Consider the following 19,629-nt stretch of genomic DNA (forward strand, 5'->3'; position numbering starts at 1 on the left):
GAACATCTCATGTCTAAACATATTTTGATTTTGGCTGGTGACGGCATTGGTCCTGAAATTGTAAAAGCAGCAGAACAGGTCCTGACGCGTGTTAATGATAAATTCAATCTAGGTTTAACATGGGAGCATGGCTTATTGGGCGGCGCGGCAATTGATGCGCATGGCTTGCCTTATCCTGAGGTAACGTCTACTCAAGCCAACAAAGCCGACGCTATTTTGTTGGGGGCAGTCGGTGGTCCAAAGTGGGACACGATTGAACGCTCAATTCGACCTGAACGTGGTTTACTTAAAATTCGTAGTGAGCTGAATTTATTTGCGAACTTACGTCCAGCGATTTTGTATCCACAATTGGCAGATGCTTCAAGTCTTAAACCTGAAATCGTGTCGGGCTTAGATATCTTAATTGTACGTGAACTTACGGGCGGGATTTATTTCGGTCAACCGCGTGGTATCCGTGTGCTTGAAAATGGGGAAAAACAAGGTTTCAACACAGATGTATATGCTGAGTCTGAAATCAAACGTATTGCTAAAGTTGCTTTTGAAATGGCAAGCCTACGTGGTGGTAAAGTTTGTTCAGTGGATAAAGCCAACGTACTTGAAGTGACTGAGCTTTGGAAGCAAACCGTGACTGACTTGAAAGAAGCAGAATATCCAGAGATTAATTTGTCACACATGTATGTGGACAATGCAGCGATGCAATTGGTCCGTGCACCAAAGCAATTTGACGTGATTGTGACCGGTAACTTATTTGGAGATATCTTGTCTGATGAAGCTGCAATGCTGACAGGTTCTATTGGTATGTTGCCATCGGCATCTTTGGATGAACACGGTAAAGGCATGTATGAGCCATGTCATGGTTCAGCGCCAGATATTGCAGGTCAGAACGTAGCCAATCCACTTGCAACCATTTTGTCTGTAGCTATGATGCTACGTTACACTTTCCGCGAGGAAGTGGCTGCAAAAGCCATTGAAGATGCCGTGGGTCATGTATTGGATCAAGGTTTACGTACTGCAGATATCATGTCTGAGAGCATGAAAAAAGTCGGTACAGTAGAAATGGGTCAAGCTGTAGTTGCTGCATTGAACTAATTCAAAAGATTTTTTAAAATTTAAAACGCAGCTTTGGCTGCGTTTTTTTATACTGATTCCTGTAGGTAAATGAGCAGGTATTCTCAACAAGCTTTACCTTTTATTGAAACAGATTGCACAATATGATTTTTCAAGACAAAGATGATATTGCAGGGTTGCTTTGTTTTGTAATTGTTGTCGACTGACGAAATTTGTACAGGGATCATCACTCCATGGCTATCTTTAATCATATTTCCAGCAGGGATGGGAATACTCAGTATGCGATCGAAACTATAAATTGCGCGTTCAGATGTAATGATTGGATTCGGATTAAGTTTAATATTAAAAGAATCGAGATTGAAGCTTTGTTCCAACTGATTGATTTGTTCCCCTACGTATTGATTGAGATACAGAGCAAGAGCTTGTTTATTTTGCTGATGCGTCGTTTGACAAGCACTGAATGTAAGCCCGATGCAAGGAATGAGAGCCAATCGAATGTAACGGTAAAAAAATGATGTTGTTGTTTTTCTGCGTTCTAGATTCATTTGAAATGCCTTTTTAATGGATTGTGGTGGCAGACCATTCAGCTTTTTAAGCGTGATTCTGTCATCATCGATACAAAATTTATTATTTTTCATTTTACTGTTTAGTCATAATACATAAAGACGTCATAGACGCGTATAAAAATGAATAATAAGCAGTGAGTAAAAAATATGAAGAAAATCCTTTTTTTAATGGTGGCTGTGGTTTGGTCAAGTGTCACGTATGCGGACAATTGTGATCAGGCACGTAATACTTATGATGATATCTACTGTACGAATAAAGTGTATGTAAGTGCGGATGCTGAGCTCAATAAGAATTATCAACTGTTGCGAGCGAAGCTCAACAGTAATCAAAAAGCAATTTTGAAGACATCGCAACTGAGCTGGATTCGTGAGCGTGATAATGAATGCACCACTTCAACAGGTGTAAATGTTGGTTGTCGTTTAAGCACAACGCAAGAGCGTAATCATTGGTTACGCGAACGCGTGAGAGAATGTACAACCATTGGATGTAAGACATCAGCATTACACTGAGTAAAATGTAGATACAAAAAAAGCCACTTAATGTGGCTTTTTGCTTACTAACACTTAGCGTGCACGGTAAGTAATGCGACCCTTAGACAAATCGTAAGGTGTCATTTCTACTTTTACACTGTCGCCAGTCAAAATACGAATATAGTGTTTACGCATTTTACCAGAAATGTGTGCGATTACTTCGTGACCGTTTTCTAAACGTACACGGAACATAGTATTAGGAAGCGTTTCGGTGACAACGCCTTCGAACTCGATAAGTTCCTCTTTATTGGCCATAGCCTACCTGATGATCAAATTGGAAAGGGGCAAATTATAGGCAAAATTTTGGAAAAATACAAGGTTAAACGCTGTGAAGCGAATGTATCTGTAGTCAAAATAGGCGAACACACAAATATAATAATTAAACAAAAATATGCCGAACTATGTTGTCAGTTCGGTCAATCGACTGTAATCTAAATCATAAGTTTTAAGTAAATATTAATAACATACAAGGAAGGGCACTGCGTGAGTCAGCTAACTGATGCTTCGGTTGTTCTGCGTTTAGGCTATCAGGCGATACGTCGTGCTGGATTGCCTACAGAAGAAATATTAACAAAAGCGGGTGTGGCCCTAAACCAACTCGATCAAAATGCCCGTACGCCCTTAGGTGCGCAATATGCGTTTTGGGTGGCCGCTGAGGAAGTCAGTCGCGATCCAGACATTGGTTTACATCTAGGGGAGCATCTACCGCTCTATCGTGGTCAGGTGATTGAACATCTGTTTATTTCATCTGAAAATTTTGGTGAAGGCTTAAAACGTGCATTGGCGTATCAACGTCTGATTAGTGATGCTTTACATGCAAAATTGGTCATTGAAGACGGCCGCTGTTACTTAAGCAATGGGGTAAATCCCGATTTTGCAAACAATATTGTCAATCGTCATTTTTCGGAATGTGCGGTTTCAGGTATTTTAAGATTTTTTAAATTTATTACAGAAGGTCGTTTTGAGCCGATTTTTATCGACTTTAACTTCAGTGAGGGCGCATCCGACGAAGAATATTTCCGTGTATATGAATGTCCTGTCAGTCTGGGGCAGAAAGAGACACGTTTGTATTTTGATCCGACCATTTTGGATTATCCACTGTGGCAAGCTGAACCTGAGCTATTACAACTGCATGAACAGTTAGCCATTGAGAAGCTTCAAGAGCTGGCGCGTTATGATCTGGTGGGTGAAGTACGTCGTGCGATTGGTTCAACCTTAGAAAGTGGTGAAACCACTTTAGAAACCGTTGCTGCACAATTAAATATTACACCACGTCGTTTACGTACGCAGTTGTCTGAAGCAAAAACCAGTTTTCAGCAGATTCTATCGGATTATCGTTGTCGTTTAGCCAAAAAGCTTTTGGCCAATACGAACGAAAGCGTTGAGCGAATTGTGTATTTAACAGGGTTTTCTGAACCGAGTACGTTTTATCGGGCCTTTAAGCGTTGGACCAATGAAACCCCTGTGGAATATCGTAAACGAAAGCAGCGTTAATTTCAAAGCACCTCCCTAAGTCCCTCCTAAAAAGAGGGATTTTTTATGACTGTAGTTTTAAGGGTACAGCTCCTCCCTATCCAAAAGGTGAGAAGCACTGCTTCGCAAGAGGGGAGGATTTTTACATTTAAATCTAGATTCATTCCGGCATATTCAGCCAAAGCGGGCCTAAGGCAGGTTTTGGCAGTTCAAAGCGCTCAGGATAATCGGCATGAATAAAATATAAGCCATCCGCAGGGGCCGTCACACCCGCTGCTTTACGATCTTCGGCTGCAAAAATAGTATCAATATGATCAATGTCGTACATCTCTTGTCCAATTTCAAGCAAACACCCCATAATGTTGCGTACCATATGATGCAAGAAACCGTCGGCTTGAATATCTAAAACCAAATAAGCACCGTGCTGAATCAGTCGGCAATGGCTGACTGTTCTCACTGGTTGCTTGGATTGGCACGCAGCCGCACGAAAGCTTTCAAAATTATGGGTACCTTCAAACTTTTTGGCTGCTTGCATCATTTTCGCAATATTCAGCGATGCATAGATATGGGTGACTTGTTTATGCAGCAAGGCAGGTCGAACTGGACTGTTATAAACCACATAGCGATAACGACGCGCCTGCGCTTTAAATCGGGCATGGAATTCTGTATCCATTGCCTTTATCCATAAAATGACAATATCTTTAGGCAATTGACTGTTTGAACCCATGAGCCAGCCATCCATACTACGAATGGCATGAGTGTCAAAATGTGCGACCATATGGGTGGCATGCACGCCCGCATCGGTGCGTCCTGCACCATGTAGCATGATCGGTTCATTGGCCACTTTGGATAGCACCTGTTCAATGGTTTCTTGCACGCTGATGACGCCAGATTGCTGGGTTTGCCATCCTCGATAATGTGCACCATTAAACTCAATCCCTACGGCAAAACGTTGCATATCCACCTCTATGTTGAATGCTCATCTCAATGGTTATACCAATGGTCATGCCATTGATTCGCGGAGGGGTATTGTAAATACATTTTCAGAATTTTGGCATAAAGATCAGCATGACTCTGTGCATCACTAACCAAAACATTGGATTGCTTGATCCATTGACTGATGGCGTAGCGCTGATCTAGTCCCCCCGCAGCCACTTGGCTGGCTAAAATCACGCTACAACCCTGTTTTTGTAGCAACTTGAATTGGGTAATCATAGGTTCATTGACCGCCAAATTACCTGTACCGTAGGCTTGAATAATCAACACATGAGGCGCTTGCTTTAAAATACCTTCCAGTTGTCGGTTCAGTTGCAGCTGCGCAATCGGTTGTAAGGAGATATTTAAAATATTCAGTGATGCAATCTGGTCTATATGTTGATTTTGAATCTGAAATGGTGGTAGTTCAGACGTCCCGATCTTTTCATCGTAACTTATGCCACGAAAGGCATCCAGTGCCGTGCTATGTACTTTCAGTGTCGTACTGGCATGAAAGACTTGATCATGAAAGGCAACGTAGACGCCAGCAGATACTTTTTCAATATGATGAATCGCGGTATTAAGGTTATTTAAGGCGTCGCTCAATTCACGAATATCCTGTCCCGCCGTGTTGAGGAGTGGATATTGACTCCCTGTCACAATGACATGACATGAGCGTGCTAAGAAACGTGCCAGTGTGGCAGCCGCATAGCTCAACGTGTCGGTGCCATGAATCACAATAAAATGCTGATAATTTTGTGTTTGTAGCTGTTGTAGCTGTTGGATCTGTTGAATCAATAAGAACCAATCGACTGCAGTATAGGCACTACTGTCTTTTACACTGGGTGCGCTAAAGCAATCGATCTGAGGATTTACGGGCAGTATTTTCTTTAAATGCGGCAGAAACTCAGCCTCTGGCATGGGACTTAAAGGCTCACCGACACAGCCAAAAGTGCCGCCCATATACAGTAATGCAATTTTTTTCATAATAAAAAAGCAGCCAAGGATGACTGCTTTATGTTAAGACGAAAAAGCTTATGACGCTATTTGATTCAGTAATTTTTCTGATTGAGCACGTTGCTCGCTAGAATATTGATCTGCTTTTTCATTCAGCAAGCGCGTTGCTGCTGCATAAGTACCCAATTGGATATATTTTTTTGCCAAATCCAAGTTCAGTTGAATTTCATTGTGACTGATCAGCTCTGGAAAAGACTGTGCCAAAGGATCTGTATCCGCTTGAGTGTCAGCAGTCACTTGAGGCGCTAGATTTAACGCATGGGCATCATAGCTAAAATCAGTAGGTTTCGTTGCAACAGGGGGATCTAATTTAAAATCAAATCCAAGATTTGATGGGGTCTCGGGCGTTTCTAAATTAAACTCAAACTCGGATTTACTCTCAATGATCGGTTGATCTTGAGGCACGTTTTTCGCTTGAGTGTCAAAATCCAATGCCGGATGGCTCAGCACTTCTGCGGGGGTATCTGTGACAGGTGTAGGCGCTTGGGGCGTTAAATCAAAATTGAATTCAAGCGGTGCAATGTGTACAGTCTTCTCAGTTTTAATTTCAGCTGATGGTGCTACAAACTTAGAGGTTTCAGGCACAGGCGTAAGCGTATCGAAAGCGAGCATGTCAGGAGCTGAATGATCGCGCTCTACAGTTTTAGCTTTTTGAGGCGACGTTTGCTCATCGACCACATAATCAAAAGCACGGTAGTCATTCGGATCAACAGCTGGCTCATCATTAAGATTTAAATCAAAAGTCGCTGGTGCTTGAGGCGTTGGCGTCGCTGCAGAGTTTTGATCCATGAGCGCATCAAATGCAGCATGCGAGCTTGAACTTGGCGTTAAATTTCGCACAGGTGCATTAAAACCTGAACTGAGATCAATGTCTTGCTGTGGTGCAGTCGCTGTACTTGTTTGCTTATGTACAGCTTGATCTGCAAGCTCATGAAGACCTAAAGAACGTAAAAAATTGATCAATTGCTTGGTTGCAAATTCATCTTTTTGTGCGAGATGAATATCAAGTAAATATAGATATAACCCATGTTGCGAATTGTCTTGATTTAACGCTTGGTTAATTTTGGCTTCTGCTGAAAAATAGCTTTTGGCTTTAATTAACTGCTCGATAGTCCGTTTGAAATCTGGGTCTAAAGGCGTTGCGGTTGATACCGCCGTATCATGAGTGGTTGTACGTGTAGCAGCAGGCACAGCATTTGAGCTACGATGACTGCGAGCAGGTACTTTTTTATTGGTCTTTTTAGAGGCAGTTTTTTTGCCTTTTTCAGCGCCAGTTTCTTCATTTGCGCTTTCACGCTTTTTTAGCACAATAGCAACAATAAGCAAGATTAAACAAGGAATTAGTACGTACAACATATTTTTACCCCTTCATTGAAAACAATGAAATTTATTCCTGTAATAATGAAATTAGTGAGCTGGCTTCTTTGCTTGAGCTTGTTGGCGCTGCAATTGTTGTTGCAGCTGCGCAAGTCTTGCATTTAATAATTGAATTCTTTGATCCTTTTGTTGTAAAGCCAGGGATAATTTAGATACATTCTTCTGTAATTTAACCGTTTTTTCACGAGCTGTCATAACTTTTGCAGACAATTCTGAAGAGGTTTGATTTTTTTGTTGTTTTTGTTGGGCAGAGCCTTGTGCAGACTCTTGCTGGCTGGCTGTAATCAGGCTCATTTCTGCTTGGTCAATTTTGTACTTGGCTTTACCCGATTGTTTTTGAGCCGTGCTGCTTTGAGGCGCGCTTGGAACTGCGGATAATTTGGCTTTTGGGTTGTAACTGGTCGCCAAATTAAGCGCAGCCCCTCTACGAATTCGATTCATGTTACCGCCAATGAATGCATGGGCATTGTCTGCTTGAATTTTTTTCATCACGTCAGGAATACTTTGCTGGGTTTGTGCAGAAATATTGGCAGCAATTTTCCACAGGGACTCATTGCTTTGAACAATATGTTGCTGTGATGATTGTGTTGGTTGTGATGTTTTTTGAGGTGCGGCTCGTACTTTTGCCTGTTGTACTGGTAGAGCAGCTTTAACGGATGCTTTTTCTACAGGACTATTGGGTTTGCTATCAAGTGCTGTATTGGCTATATTTTTGTCTACAGCTTGCTTTGCAGCGCTTTGTAATGCCTTAGGTTGAATCGATTCAGCTTTTAAAGGTGCATCTAACTTTGCTGCAATCTGTAGTTTAGGCTGAGTAGCTGGTACAACCGCTGTATTGCCTACTGGCTGAGGTACAGCGACGACTTTCGTCGGTACTGGAGTAGTAGGCACTTGAGGCGGAGCAGCTACACTTGCCATTTGGGACGTATTAGTTACGACAACAGCTTGATTGTTTTGATTTAAACTGGGTAAGGGCGCAACATTAATAGCGAGTGGTATCTCTGCTACTTGGCCTATTGGGTTTGATCGGCTTGCTTGGCTGGTTGAGGAAGCCAGAGACGTACTTTGTGCAACAGCGGTTTGAGCTATATATTGGGTGCTTGACGGCAGATTTAAAGCAATATCTTTTTCGCTCACCACTGTCTGTGGTCTAAGTGTGTTTTCACGAGTAGAAAGTGGAACCTTGACTGAACTATTTGGACGCTTCAGCGTTTTCTTTACTTGCTTAATATGGGTGGCGCTGCCTTCTTTAATTTTTAATAAAATATTTAATTCGGCATCTACCATGGGGCGAGATGAGGTAATGACAATCACCCCTGTTCCATCGTGGGATTTTCGGGTGAAAAAATTTAAATGGCCCGGCGGTTGATGCGCTAAACCTAAATCAATCAGATCTTGCGTTTCAGCTAGACTCGCTTCGACTTTGGCGTTTGGATCTGCATTGTGGAATTTCATTTCCGCATACAGTAAATTGCCAGAATCCGATAAAATTTCGATAGGTTCAATAGTTAAGGCAGAAAGAGAAGGTGAGGCTATAATGGCAAAAATGGCAATTTTTAGTTTGTTATATACAGGCATTTCGATCCATTGTGCTGACAGGATTCAGGGCAATCTGCATACAATACCTAGTTGTAATAGGAATGTAAAATTTTAACATTGGAGTTACAAAAAAAGCCGATTAAATGTGATCGGCTTTTGCATCTTTAAAAATTCACTTCAAAGATTAGGCATTTTTATAATCAATCAAAATACGTAACATACGACGTAAAGGCTCAGCAGCACCCCAAAGCAATTGGTCGCCTACTGTGAACGCACCGAGGTATTCTTTACCCATATTGAGCTTACGCAGACGTCCTACCGGTACAGTCAAGGTTCCTGTCACTGCAACAGGGGTTAAGTCTGTCATCGATGCTTCACGGGTATTCGGAACGACTTTCGCCCAAGGATTAGATTGACGAATCATGTCTTCAATTTCATCCAGTGGCACATCTTTCTTCAGCTTTAAGGTCAAAGCTTGAGAATGACAACGCATTGCACCAATACGCACACAATGACCATCAATAGGAACAATCTGTTGATTGCCCAAAATTTTGTTGGTTTCAACTTGCGCTTTCCATTCTTCTTTCGATTGACCATTGTCGAGTTGTTTGTCGATATATGGAATCAAAGAACCCGCAAGTGGTACGCCAAAGTTTGCCGATGGGAAACCTTCGCTGCGTTGTAGGTCTGCAATTTTAGAGTCGATGTCTAAAATAGGAGAACGTGGGTCATCTAATAACGCTTTGGTATTGTTGTATAAATAACCCATACCCGTAATCAGTTCACGCATGTTTTGTGCGCCAGCGCCAGACGCTGCCTGATAAGTCATTGCTGTCATCCACTCCACCAAATTGTTTTGGTAAAGCGCGCCCATGCTCATTAACATCAGTGATACAGTACAGTTTCCGCCCACGAATGTTTTCGTGCCTTTCACTAAACCATCTTTAATCACGTTCATGTTTACTGGATCTAGAACGATGATTGCTTCATCTTCCATACGCAAGGTAGATGCAGCATCGATCCAGTAGCCATTCCAGTTTTCCGCTTTTAACTTTGGGAAAACGTCAGACGTGTAATCACCACCTTGACAGGTAATAATGACATCCATTTGCTTCAGACGACTAATGTCTGTTGCATCCATAAGTGCTGGAGCAGTCTTACCACCAAACGCAGGTGCTTCACCACCAGCATTACTGGTAGAGAAGTAGAACGGCTCAAAATGAGCGAAATCATTCTCTTCAACCATACGTTGCATCAGGACAGAACCAACCATCCCGCGCCAACCGACCAGACCTACTTTCATGTCATTGTGCCTCGGTGCGTGAAAAAATAAAAAGGGGATTTGAGTGTATCAAAAGGGTTCACAACTGCAAGTGCTACATAATCAAAACATCAATATTCTTGAGGGGAATATCTGCTTTATGATACATACAAAATTGATAAAGTTTATTTCATTGCAAAAAAACTAAGAATATTCAAAAGAGTAAACAGTATGATTTGGGTGGAAATTATCGCAGGCTTGGTAATATGGTTAAGTTTTTGGTCTCTGATCCCTCGAGATGAATGGTGGTTTCGAGGTGCCGATTTCCCAAGACTACAGATTTTGGCATTGGGTGTTATTGCCTTTGTTTTAATTTTGCTGCTAGATGCCCCATGGGATTTAAGACGCCAAATTGTATTGATTGCCCTGATTGCAGCTTTAGCGTATCAGCTGAAAATGGTGCTGCCTTATACCTTGATCTGGAAAAAACAAGTCAAGAAAGTACGTGGTGAGCAATTAGATGCACAGAAGCAGCTTTCCCTGTTGGTGTCGAATGTGCTGACCACCAATACCAAGTACCATTTATTGATTGAAGAAATTGAGAAATATCAACCTGATTTGGTCTTAACCTTAGAAACAGATCAGACTTGGCAAAACGAGCTGAGTGTCATAGAAAAAGATTATCCTTACCGTGTTCCCGTACCTTTAGACAATTTGTACGGGATGCATTTATATAGCAAGTTGGAGCTGTCAGACACTGAAGTTAAATTTATTTTAAGTGATGAAATTCCCTCTATTCATACCACGGTTAAATTAAGGTCAGGTCAGCCCGTGCAAATTTATTGTTTGCATCCTAAGCCCCCGAGTCCAACCGAAGCCAAAGATTCAACCCTGCGTGATGCCGAACTGCTGATCGTGGGTGACCAGATTAAAGATTTGGATGAAAGCTGTATTGTCATGGGGGATTTAAATGATGTGGCTTGGTCAAGAACCACACGTTTGTTCCAGCGTATTAGTGGGCTACTTGATCCGCGTGTGGGACGACATTATGTGAATACCTTCCATGCAGATTATCCGTTATTACGTTGGTCTCTGGATCATGTGTTTCATAGCACTGACTTTGCATTGGTCGAAATGAAGCGCTTACCGCATATGGGATCAGACCATTTCCCTGTGTATGTAGTGCTTCAAACGGGTCTAGTTTTTGAACAAATACAACAGGAGCTTGAACAGACTGAAGCTGATGAAAAAGAAGCACAAGATGCGATTCAAGAAGGTATTCAAAAAGCCGAACGTGAAGAGAAAATGGTCACCGATGAAATTGCTCAGGATTATAAAAATGGGGTGAAGACATCCTAATAGGGTGCAGCGCTATAGTGAAAACTGTTACAAAAGTCATGTAATCCAAGGCTTACACGGATTTAGTCCTGAGGCGAATAGTATTAAATGGGTATTGGGCTTACGCTTAGTTCATCGGCACATGGAATGGGAATGGATCTATCCCAATATGGAAGACGAAGCTGATGGATAGTCATCAAGGATATGATGCAGGAACGGAAAGCCTATAAAATAAGAATACTTTTGAAAAGCACAACCTCATCAACCCGAGTTTTACAGGATGTAGAACTCGGGTTAAATTTATGCTTTTTCTGAATCTTGTCAGGTTAATTTTGATGGGATAATGGGAGATGTGATTCTCATTGACTTTCCATCATCGATAACTCATATGCTTGCAAGTTCTGCGCTTAATTCGATTAAATGATTGAGAGTAACGGTAGGATCAAATGTATTTTTGAACTGATTGCCATTTTAATAGTTGACTTATCAAGTTTCATCGAGCTTTTAAAAGTCAATCTTGATGGCTTACAAGCGCCATGAAAATAAATTTTCGTGATTAACAATGACAATAACAATGATCGTCAAATGAAGAGTCTTTATGACCTTTTAATAAATCTTGTCGTAGCCTTCAGGGCGCGTTTTAAAACGGCGGTGAAACCACATATATTGGGTTGGTGCGATGCGTAAAAGCCCTTCAATGATTTGATTGGTTCGTGTTGCATCAACCAATTCATCATCGCTTGGTAGATTCTCCAAAGCAGGCTCAAGTAAGATATGATACTGCGGATTGGAAATATCCCCAGTGCGGTAAAAATAAAGCGGAATCGCTTCTGCTGAAGCAATTTTCATCAGGCGACGATGTGCCGTGACCGTGGCTGCTGGAATCCCAAAGAAGGGTGCCATCACTCCTTGCTTTAAGCCAAAGTCTTGATCTGGACTATACCAGATCATTCGACCATTTTTAAGCTGACGGCTTAAGCCCCGCATATCGCCATGATCAATTTGGTGGGCATAAATGGTTGCGCGGCAACGGTAAATGAGCATGTCGAGTAGGGGGTTATTTTGCGGACGATAAACAATATCGGGCTCAAAAAATTGTGAGCAAATATAGCCGCCTGCATCAAGTAAGGTCGAATGTATGCCCAGTAAAAGTACACCTTTACCTTCGGCTTGCGCTTTATGAATATGCTCTAAACCTTGAATTGAAACACGACCTTTAAACCATTGGGGGCAGTACCAAGCATTTAAGGTTTCGAACACTCCAATCATTTGGTCAATAAAGACTTGGCGTGCATTTTCATAAACGAGTTCAGGCATCCATTCTGGAAAGCACAGTTCTAAATTGCGTAACGTGGTTTCACGACGAGATTTTAGATTTTTAAAGGCAATATTGCCTAAAATTTCTGCTAAACGATGCTGAAGTGCCCAAGGTAAAATGGCCAAAATCATCAGCAATACAATACCCACCCAAATACCCCAATATTTAGGCAATAAGAATGACCACTGAAACTCACCAGGCTGGAAATTTGGCTCTTTAGGCATAACAACTTGAACAAGGAAGACGTGAATCGATTGAGTTTAACATGAAGCTGATTTTGTGCATAAATTTGCAATCTATTTTATGCAAATTGGGTGGTTTATTGATTTCAGTATTTTTAAATGTCCACTTTTTAAATAAGTGCTTAAAATAAACAGAACAGTTGGTGGTTTTTTTTAATCATGCGCGATAGCTTCTTAGACAGCAGTAAAGCATTACTCATATTTTGTGTGGTTTTTGGACATTTTCTAGAGCGCATGATCGGATGGTCCGACCCCAAGAGCCATGTGCTTTTAGGACTGATCTATAGTATTCACATGCCTGCATTTATTTTTATCTCAGGCATGTTGTTTAAAGATAAAAATGTGCTTAAAAATATTCTATTCTTTATGGCTTTATACGTGCCATTTCAAATTTTATATCCCTTATTTGATGCGCTTTGGACAGCAAAGTTGGTGTGGCGTTGGAATCTGTTTGAGCGGCCCTATTGGATTTTGTGGTATTTGCTCAGCATGATGCTCTGGACAGCGCTGACTCATTATTTGATTCGAACCAAATTACCGCTCTTGATTGCCATCATACTGGCTTTGTTGGTCGGCTTTTCAACATGGAATAATTATCAGTATTCGATCGGGCGAATTTTGGTATTTTTCCCATTTTTTATGATGGGGCATCTGTATGGCAAGCGGATCATCTCATGGATCAGAACGCAAAAATATAAGGTGCCCAAAGCAAGTGCGATTCTGATTGTCATTGCAGCCGTGATGAGCTTCACGCAGCTGTCAGCCTATTGGCTATATGGGAGTTTGAGTTATCAGCAACTGAAGGTGGACTGGATTGAAGGCAGTTTGATTCGTATTGGCTGTTTACTGCTTTCCGCTTTTGGAATCTATGCCGTTTTCGCGCTGAGCTCACGTTGGGGATCAAACTTTCGCACTTTAGGTGAACGTACTTTGCCGGTGTATTTGCTGCATGGTTTTGTGGTCATCGCAATATCTCATTTGATGTCATTAAATCCTTTTTTAACGGATCTTTCATCTCAAAATCACTTTTTACTTCAGTTCGCTTGGGGCATTGAAGTTGCGTTGTGTTTTGTATTGTCTGTTTTAAGCTGCTGGCTTTTACAACACCCGTTACTTGATCAGCTGCTCAGAATGCTGTCGCTTTGGTTGATGAAACCCACCGAAAAATTTTGGAAATAAGGGTTTGATCTTCTATTAGATTCATTTTTATAGAGATATTCAGCAAATGAGTAAGCTTGGTGTATTAATTGCTTAATCAGAACTATCTTTAAGTAAAAATGATAGATGTAGGCGAATGAATCAGGCATTAAGTCCAGACCATCATGAAAATGCACAATATTGGTTTGCAAAGTTAGATCTCGGATTTAAACATGAGCAAAATCGCACAGTATTGGCGCATCGAAAACATTATGGCCCTGTCCGAGTGCAGAAAATGCTGTGGCCTGAAAAAACCGGGGTCTGTCACGCGATTATTGTTCACCCGCCCGCAGGGATTGCAGGTGGAGACCATCTGACCTTTCATATTGATGTTGAGGCTCATGCGCATGCTTTAGTCACAACACCCGGCGCCGGCAAGTGGTACAAGACCAATTTCAAAAAAGCCTTTCAACACATTGATATTCATATTAAAGATCAGGCTATTTTTGAATGGCTACCACAAGAAACTATGCTCTTTAATGGTGCGCTTGCCCATTCTGAAACTCAAATTCATTTGGCTGAAACGGCCAGTTTTATCGGTTGGGATATGTTGGTTCTAGGACGTCAGGCGCGTCATGAACAGTTCAGCCAAGGGTTGTATCAAAATCAATTTAAATTAATGAGAAATAACAAGCTGCTGATCGCAGATAGCTTACGGTTTAAAGGCAATGATCGTTTTTTGCAGTCATGTTTAGGCATGAATGGTTGTGCGGTCTTGGCAAGTTTCTGGGCTGTTGCACCTGTGCATCATCGTGATTTATCGAAACTTGAGCAACAACTGGGGACTATTCGTGACCTGATGGTGCGCATGAAAGCACCCGTGACTTTGACTTTACTTGAGGATGTGGTCTCAGCACGTTACTTGGGCCATGATGCTCGGCAATGCCACGATGCTTTTGCTGCGATTCGTGCCAGATTACGTCGTTATTGGTTTAGTTTAGATGAAGAATTTCCACGGATTTGGCGGACTTAATTCCTCTAACCTGTCTTTTCTTACACTTTATTTCAAAGCGCTACTTTAAAACTTATTCAGGGAGGCTAAAACCCTATTTATTTAAGAGGAGAAACACTATTACGAGATTGAGGGAGCGGTTTTTCCAAAATGAGTTTTCGAGTTCTGAGGAAGAGTAAGTTCATGATCACTCATGAGAAGTGAATTGAAATTTAACCCTCGTCATTTCAACTTTCTCTCAGAGGGTGAAGAGATTTTTAATTTATGGTTATCCTTCACAACCTATCAGCATATCGTTTCTAAATAGTTCAACTAAAAAATGTACAGCATATTTTTACCAGATTCCACACATTTAAAATAAAGCGAACATGCGACCTTGCACAGTTCTTGCTTAATCACTTGTTAGAACATCGAAATATAGATTGAGTAGGACATCACTATGGAACTGAATCCCACAGAAAAAGACAAAATGCTGATTTTTACTGCAGGCTTGGTGGCGGAGCGTCGCAAAGCAAGAGGTTTAAAGCTGAATTACCCTGAAGCAATTGCGTTTATATCAGCGGCACTCTTGGAAGGTGCGCGAGATGGCATGACGGTGAGTGACCTCATGCACTATGGCACGACCTTGCTATCTAAAGAGGATGTAATGGATGGCATTGCCGAGATGATTTCAGAAGTTCAGGTGGAAGCGACTTTTCCAGATGGCTCAAAACTGGTGACTGTACATCAGCCGATTATTTAGTGAGTAAGAGCAAAGAGGAGTAAGTCTATGATTCCCGGAGAAGTCTTTACCCCAGATACAGACATTGAAATGAATGTCGGACGTCAAAAATTAAAAATGACAGTCGCAAACTTAGGTGACCGTCCGATTCAAATTGGCTCACACTTTCACTTTTTTGAAGCCAATGATGCCTTGCAGTTTGATCGGGTTATGGCACGTGGTTATCGACTGAATGTCGCAGCAGGTACAGCAGTTCGTTTTGAACCAGGACAAAGCCGAGACATCGAGTTGGTGGCATTAAGTGGTAAGCGCGAAGTCTACGGTTTTGCCGGTCGTGTGATGGGGAAATTGGATGATGAAGCCGCGTTAAAAGAATCAAAGAATAAGGAAATATAAGCCATGAAAATGTCACGCCGTGCCTATGCGGAAATGTTTGGTCCAACGGTGGGTGACCGCGTTCGTTTAGCCGATACCGAATTGTTTATTCAAGTGGAACAAGACTTCACCACCTATGGTGAAGAGGTTAAATTTGGCGGGGGTAAAGTCATCCGTGATGGCATGGGGCAGTCACAACTCTTAGCCGATGACGTTGCAGATACTGTGATTACCAATGCGTTGATTGTGGATTGGTGGGGCATCGTCAAAGCGGATGTCGGACTCAAGAACGGACGTATTTGGAAAATTGGTAAAGCAGGTAATCCCGATATTCAACCCAATATCACCATTCCTTTGGGCGCTGCCACCGAAGTGATTGCAGGCGAAGGGCAGATACTGACAGCAGGTGGCATCGATACGCATATTCACTGGATTTGCCCGCAGCAAGTTGAAACCGCACTAATGTCAGGTACAACCACCATGATTGGTGGAGGCACAGGACCAGCAGCAGGAACATCAGCCACCACAGTCACCCCAGGACCTTGGCATATTGCGACCATGCTGCAAGCCATAGATGATTTACCGATGAATATTGGTTTACTCGGTAAGGGCAATTTGAGTTTACCCGATCCGATTCGTGAGCAAATTGAAGCGGGGGTGGTGGGTTTAAAATTGCATGAAGATTGGGGTTCAACCCCTGCAGCGATTGATAATTGCTTAAGTGTTGCCGATGAATATGATGTACAAGTGGCGATTCATACCGACACCTTAAATGAAAGTGGTTTCTTAGAAGAAACGCTCGCTGCTTTTAAAAATCGCACCATTCACACTTACCATACTGAAGGTGCAGGTGGTGGACACGCACCTGATATTTTAAAGGCGATTGGTCAGCCGAATGTATTGCCATCGTCCACCAATCCAACCCGTCCATATACGATCAATACCATTGATGAGCATTTGGATATGCTGATGGTCTGTCATCATTTAGATCCTGCAATTGCGGAAGATGTGGCTTTTGCGGAAAGTCGGATTCGCCGTGAAACGATTGCTGCCGAAGATATTTTGCAGGATTTGGGTGCGATTGCCATGATGTCATCGGATTCGCAAGCCATGGGGCGCGTGGGTGAAGTCATTATCCGTACATGGCAAACTGCACATAAAATGAAAGTTCAGCGGGGTTCACTTGAGGGTGATAATGCTGCGCATGACAATAATCGGGTAAAGCGTTATATCGCGAAATATACGATTAACCCTGCCATTACCCATGGTTTAAGTCATGAAATTGGTTCGGTTGAAGAAGGAAAGCTTGCCGATTTGGTGCTTTGGAAACCTGCATTTTTTGGGGTAAAACCCTCGATGATTATTAAGGGAGGCATGATTGCCGCTGCGCCAATGGGGGATATTAATGCCTCGATTCCAACCCCTCAGCCTGTGCATTACCGTCCGATGTTTGGGGCAAATGCCCGTGGTGTGCATAACACCTGTATTACCTTTTTATCGCAAGCGGGAATTGACAATGGTGTCGCTGAAAAGCTCGGTTTGAAAAAGCTGATTTCACCTGTGAAAAATACTCGAAATATCTCCAAAGCCGATATGAAGCTCAATACCTACTGTCCTGTAATGGAGGTTGATCCTGAGATTTATGAAGTACGAGCGGATGGGGTGCTTTTAACCTGTGAGCCTGCGGAAGTATTGCCGATGGCGCAGAGGTATTTCTTGTTTTAACTTTTGTTATTAAAAAGAAAAATTATTGATCGGGGTGATAAAGACTCATTGTTGGAAATAAGTCTTTATCAAATATCTAAATTGACTTATTTCAATTTGTTATAGTAGCCATTAAGGAGTTTGATTAAAAAATTAACTGTTGGAAGGCCTTAAATTTTTAGCGTCTATGGGTAATTAAAAATGATAAAAACGGACAGATTAGTATTAAGGCAATGGAAGGAAACGGATTACTTACCCTTTGTAAAAATGGGTTTAGATCCAGATGTGATGAGATATTTTTATGAATTGTTAACTCCTCAAAAAAGTTTAGAGATGGCTAAAAAAATTCATGAACTCATACAGCAAAATGGTTGGGGCTTTTGGGCTGTAGAGCTGAAAGAAACAGGTGAGTTTATCGGATTTATTGGATTGCATAGTCAACCAACGCTATTCGAACTTTCTCCGTGTATTGAAATTGGTTGGAGAATATCAAAGAAGTTTTGGCGACGTGGTTATGCTTTTGAAGGAGCAAGGGCAGCTTTGAAGTATGGGTTTGAGGAATTAAATGCTAAAAAAATTGTTGCTTTCACCGCTTGCCAAAATCAACCATCTGAACAGCTGATGATGAGGTTAGGCATGACTAAAGTTATGGAATTCATTCACCCTGAATTACCCACAGGGAATATCTACGAAAAACATGTTCTATATGAGTTGGATAAGCACTCATTTAATCATTTTTTTAGTATTAAAGTATGTATATGCCAATATTTCATATTTCCATTTGCTAAGGGACGATAGCCCTCTATTTCATCTGAAAATAAAATCTGAAATTCTTTAGAAAATTTCAATTCTAATTCCTTTGCGGAAAAGCCTAAGAAAACATCAGGTTTATTTTTTACCCAAGCATCTGAATGACCTAATAATTGAATGAGTAATATCCCGTTAGAAAGAGGTGCCTTAGAAATATTTTTAATTACTTGCTCAAAATCAGCCTTAGGACAAAAAATAAACTAAAAAGCGCAATAATGAGATCTGCTTGAGGAAAGGGATATGTTTGGAATGATTGTTGAGAAAATATAAAATTAGGCTCCATACTTAATTTTTTTTGGCATATTCTTGTGGATTCAAGAAAGGAATCGAAGGCATATACTTTAAATCCTTGATTGATGAGAAAAGCAGACTCATTTCCTGCACCACAACCACAATTAACGGCAATTTTTTTTTGATGTATTCAAAAAAGCTTATTGCTTTTTCCAAAATAGGTCGATGTGGTAAATTTTCGGTATATTCAGCGAATGACTTAGACATGATGAGATTCTTATCTATTTTTGATTGTTTATCATTTAGGTTGTGCAATGCTGTAGATAGCCCAACCTTTATCCTGTGGCTGATTTAAATAATATTTAATCATTACGTCAGTTTCAGGAAAAAGAGGTTGTGGAAGTTCATTGATATTAAACCATTCCCAACGCTCAAAAATCTCAGGCTCTGTCACGCAAATTTGAGTTTTTAAACTCTCATCTGAAAGTTGATAAATCGTTCCAAACGTGACTTTCACAGCATCTGAATTTTGATCAATTATTGTATTCAATGGTTGAATAGACTCTACATCTTGACTAAGGTCTAAAGCGGTTTCTTCCAAAAGCTCGCGCATTGCAGCATACTCAATTGACTCATGCGCGTCCATTTTTCCACCTGGAAAACACCAAGTTGCGGGTTCATTCTTTTTATTGCGGTAGCCTAATAAAATCTTTTGATTTTGATCGATTAGCATAATACCGACACCAATGAGTGCCTGAGTTTTCGAGGGATTATTCATATTTGGTATAAAATTTATGTGATATTTTTGAAATTAAATGCTGATTAAAGATTAGGAACAATTGTATTAACGTAATCTCTTTGAATTGTATGGATTCTGACTGCTTCTAAATACAAAGAGTAAACGATAGAAACGAATAGTTTGTTATGGTATTTA

At 41.2% G+C, this 19,629-nt stretch carries 21 protein-coding genes; 10 read left to right on the forward strand and 11 right to left on the reverse strand.

Annotation, left to right across the window (positions count from 1 at the left end; all coding sequences use genetic code 11):
• Positions 1-9: 9 nt before the first annotated feature.
• Positions 10-1,089: a 3-isopropylmalate dehydrogenase gene (leuB, locus tag AMD27_RS02015; RefSeq protein ID WP_067655637.1), complete on the forward strand. Its 1,080-nt coding sequence runs from the start codon at positions 10-12 to the stop codon at positions 1,087-1,089.
• 83 nt (positions 1,090-1,172) lie between these two features.
• Here leuB and AMD27_RS02020 read toward each other — a convergent pair whose 3' ends face one another.
• Positions 1,173-1,706, reverse strand: a complete 534-nt coding sequence (locus AMD27_RS02020) for a hypothetical protein (RefSeq protein WP_067655640.1) — start codon at positions 1,704-1,706, stop codon at positions 1,173-1,175.
• A gap of 75 nt (positions 1,707-1,781) precedes the next feature.
• Between AMD27_RS02020 and AMD27_RS02025 the strand changes: the two genes are divergently transcribed.
• On the forward strand, positions 1,782-2,144 hold the full coding sequence (locus AMD27_RS02025; RefSeq protein ID WP_067655643.1) for a lysozyme inhibitor LprI family protein: 363 nt from the start codon (positions 1,782-1,784) through the stop codon (positions 2,142-2,144).
• Between the two features lie 54 nt (positions 2,145-2,198).
• Here AMD27_RS02025 and infA read toward each other — a convergent pair whose 3' ends face one another.
• Positions 2,199-2,420 (reverse strand): translation initiation factor IF-1, encoded by a 222-nt coding sequence (gene infA, locus AMD27_RS02030; RefSeq protein ID WP_004692529.1) that lies wholly within the window; start codon positions 2,418-2,420, stop codon positions 2,199-2,201.
• A gap of 228 nt (positions 2,421-2,648) precedes the next feature.
• On the opposite strand from infA, the gene AMD27_RS02035 reads away from it, so the two are divergent.
• Entirely contained in the window at positions 2,649-3,659 is a 1,011-nt protein-coding gene (locus tag AMD27_RS02035; protein ID WP_067655646.1) for an AraC family transcriptional regulator, read from the forward strand.
• A 139-nt stretch (positions 3,660-3,798) separates the two neighbouring features.
• Here the strand turns inward: AMD27_RS02035 and truA are convergent, their stop codons facing one another.
• The 5 genes from truA to asd all read right to left on the reverse strand — a co-directional run bounded on the left by truA (position 3,799) and on the right by asd (position 9,849).
• Positions 3,799-4,596 carry a tRNA pseudouridine(38-40) synthase TruA gene (gene truA / locus AMD27_RS02040; protein ID WP_067655649.1) on the reverse strand — a complete coding sequence of 266 codons (798 nt, stop codon included), beginning with the start codon at positions 4,594-4,596 and terminating at the stop codon, positions 3,799-3,801.
• Positions 4,597-4,622: 26 nt separating this feature from the next.
• Complete coding sequence (locus tag AMD27_RS02045) at positions 4,623-5,603, reverse strand: asparaginase domain-containing protein (protein ID WP_081405903.1); 981 nt, start codon at positions 5,601-5,603, stop codon at positions 4,623-4,625.
• 45 nt (positions 5,604-5,648) lie between these two features.
• On the reverse strand, positions 5,649-6,986 hold the full coding sequence (locus AMD27_RS02050; protein ID WP_067655655.1) for a hypothetical protein: 1,338 nt from the start codon (positions 6,984-6,986) through the stop codon (positions 5,649-5,651).
• 51 nt (positions 6,987-7,037) lie between these two features.
• Complete coding sequence (locus AMD27_RS02055; RefSeq protein ID WP_067655658.1) at positions 7,038-8,585, reverse strand: FimV family protein; 1,548 nt, start codon at positions 8,583-8,585, stop codon at positions 7,038-7,040.
• Between the two features lie 145 nt (positions 8,586-8,730).
• The gene (gene asd, locus AMD27_RS02060; protein ID WP_067655661.1) at positions 8,731-9,849 is read right to left on the reverse strand and encodes an aspartate-semialdehyde dehydrogenase; all 1,119 of its coding nucleotides are present in this window, start codon (positions 9,847-9,849) and stop codon (positions 8,731-8,733) included.
• A gap of 189 nt (positions 9,850-10,038) precedes the next feature.
• Between asd and AMD27_RS02065 the strand changes: the two genes are divergently transcribed.
• Positions 10,039-11,166, forward strand: a complete 1,128-nt coding sequence (locus tag AMD27_RS02065; protein ID WP_067655664.1) for an endonuclease/exonuclease/phosphatase family protein — start codon at positions 10,039-10,041, stop codon at positions 11,164-11,166.
• A gap of 585 nt (positions 11,167-11,751) precedes the next feature.
• On the opposite strand, the gene AMD27_RS02070 is transcribed toward AMD27_RS02065, so the two are convergent.
• Positions 11,752-12,687 (reverse strand): lauroyl acyltransferase, encoded by a 936-nt coding sequence (locus AMD27_RS02070; RefSeq protein ID WP_067655671.1) that lies wholly within the window; start codon positions 12,685-12,687, stop codon positions 11,752-11,754.
• A gap of 177 nt (positions 12,688-12,864) precedes the next feature.
• Here AMD27_RS02070 and AMD27_RS02075 point away from each other — a divergent pair, with 177 nt between their 5' ends.
• From AMD27_RS02075 to AMD27_RS02100, 6 genes are all read left to right on the forward strand, one after another.
• Positions 12,865-13,884: an acyltransferase family protein gene (locus AMD27_RS02075; RefSeq protein WP_067655674.1), complete on the forward strand. Its 1,020-nt coding sequence runs from the start codon at positions 12,865-12,867 to the stop codon at positions 13,882-13,884.
• 115 nt (positions 13,885-13,999) lie between these two features.
• The gene (locus AMD27_RS02080) at positions 14,000-14,875 is read left to right on the forward strand and encodes an urease accessory protein UreD (RefSeq protein WP_067655677.1); all 876 of its coding nucleotides are present in this window, start codon (positions 14,000-14,002) and stop codon (positions 14,873-14,875) included.
• A 418-nt stretch (positions 14,876-15,293) separates the two neighbouring features.
• Positions 15,294-15,596 carry an urease subunit gamma gene (ureA, locus tag AMD27_RS02085; RefSeq protein WP_067655680.1) on the forward strand — a complete coding sequence of 101 codons (303 nt, stop codon included), beginning with the start codon at positions 15,294-15,296 and terminating at the stop codon, positions 15,594-15,596.
• Positions 15,597-15,623: 27 nt separating this feature from the next.
• Positions 15,624-15,971: an urease subunit beta gene (locus AMD27_RS02090; RefSeq protein ID WP_067655683.1), complete on the forward strand. Its 348-nt coding sequence runs from the start codon at positions 15,624-15,626 to the stop codon at positions 15,969-15,971.
• A gap of 3 nt (positions 15,972-15,974) precedes the next feature.
• On the forward strand, positions 15,975-17,675 hold the full coding sequence (ureC, locus tag AMD27_RS02095; RefSeq protein WP_067655686.1) for an urease subunit alpha: 1,701 nt from the start codon (positions 15,975-15,977) through the stop codon (positions 17,673-17,675).
• A gap of 180 nt (positions 17,676-17,855) precedes the next feature.
• Positions 17,856-18,452 carry a GNAT family N-acetyltransferase gene (locus AMD27_RS02100; protein WP_081405904.1) on the forward strand — a complete coding sequence of 199 codons (597 nt, stop codon included), beginning with the start codon at positions 17,856-17,858 and terminating at the stop codon, positions 18,450-18,452.
• A 175-nt stretch (positions 18,453-18,627) separates the two neighbouring features.
• On the opposite strand, the gene AMD27_RS19350 is transcribed toward AMD27_RS02100, so the two are convergent.
• Genes AMD27_RS19350 through AMD27_RS02110 form a run of 3 tightly spaced genes read right to left on the reverse strand, consistent with a single transcriptional unit; the run spans position 18,628 to position 19,473 of the window.
• Positions 18,628-18,822: a hypothetical protein gene (locus AMD27_RS19350; RefSeq protein WP_416202811.1), complete on the reverse strand. Its 195-nt coding sequence runs from the start codon at positions 18,820-18,822 to the stop codon at positions 18,628-18,630.
• The gene (locus AMD27_RS18980) at positions 18,750-18,962 is read right to left on the reverse strand and encodes a hypothetical protein (RefSeq protein WP_067655689.1); all 213 of its coding nucleotides are present in this window, start codon (positions 18,960-18,962) and stop codon (positions 18,750-18,752) included. Before AMD27_RS18980 ends, AMD27_RS19350 begins: the two co-directional genes overlap by 73 nt.
• 31 nt (positions 18,963-18,993) lie before the next feature.
• Complete coding sequence (locus tag AMD27_RS02110) at positions 18,994-19,473, reverse strand: nucleotide triphosphate diphosphatase NUDT15 (RefSeq protein WP_067655692.1); 480 nt, start codon at positions 19,471-19,473, stop codon at positions 18,994-18,996.
• Positions 19,474-19,629 lie beyond the last annotated feature (156 nt).

This window comes from Acinetobacter sp. TGL-Y2 (genome assembly GCF_001612555.1).
Classification (GTDB): Bacteria; Pseudomonadota; Gammaproteobacteria; order Pseudomonadales; family Moraxellaceae; genus Acinetobacter.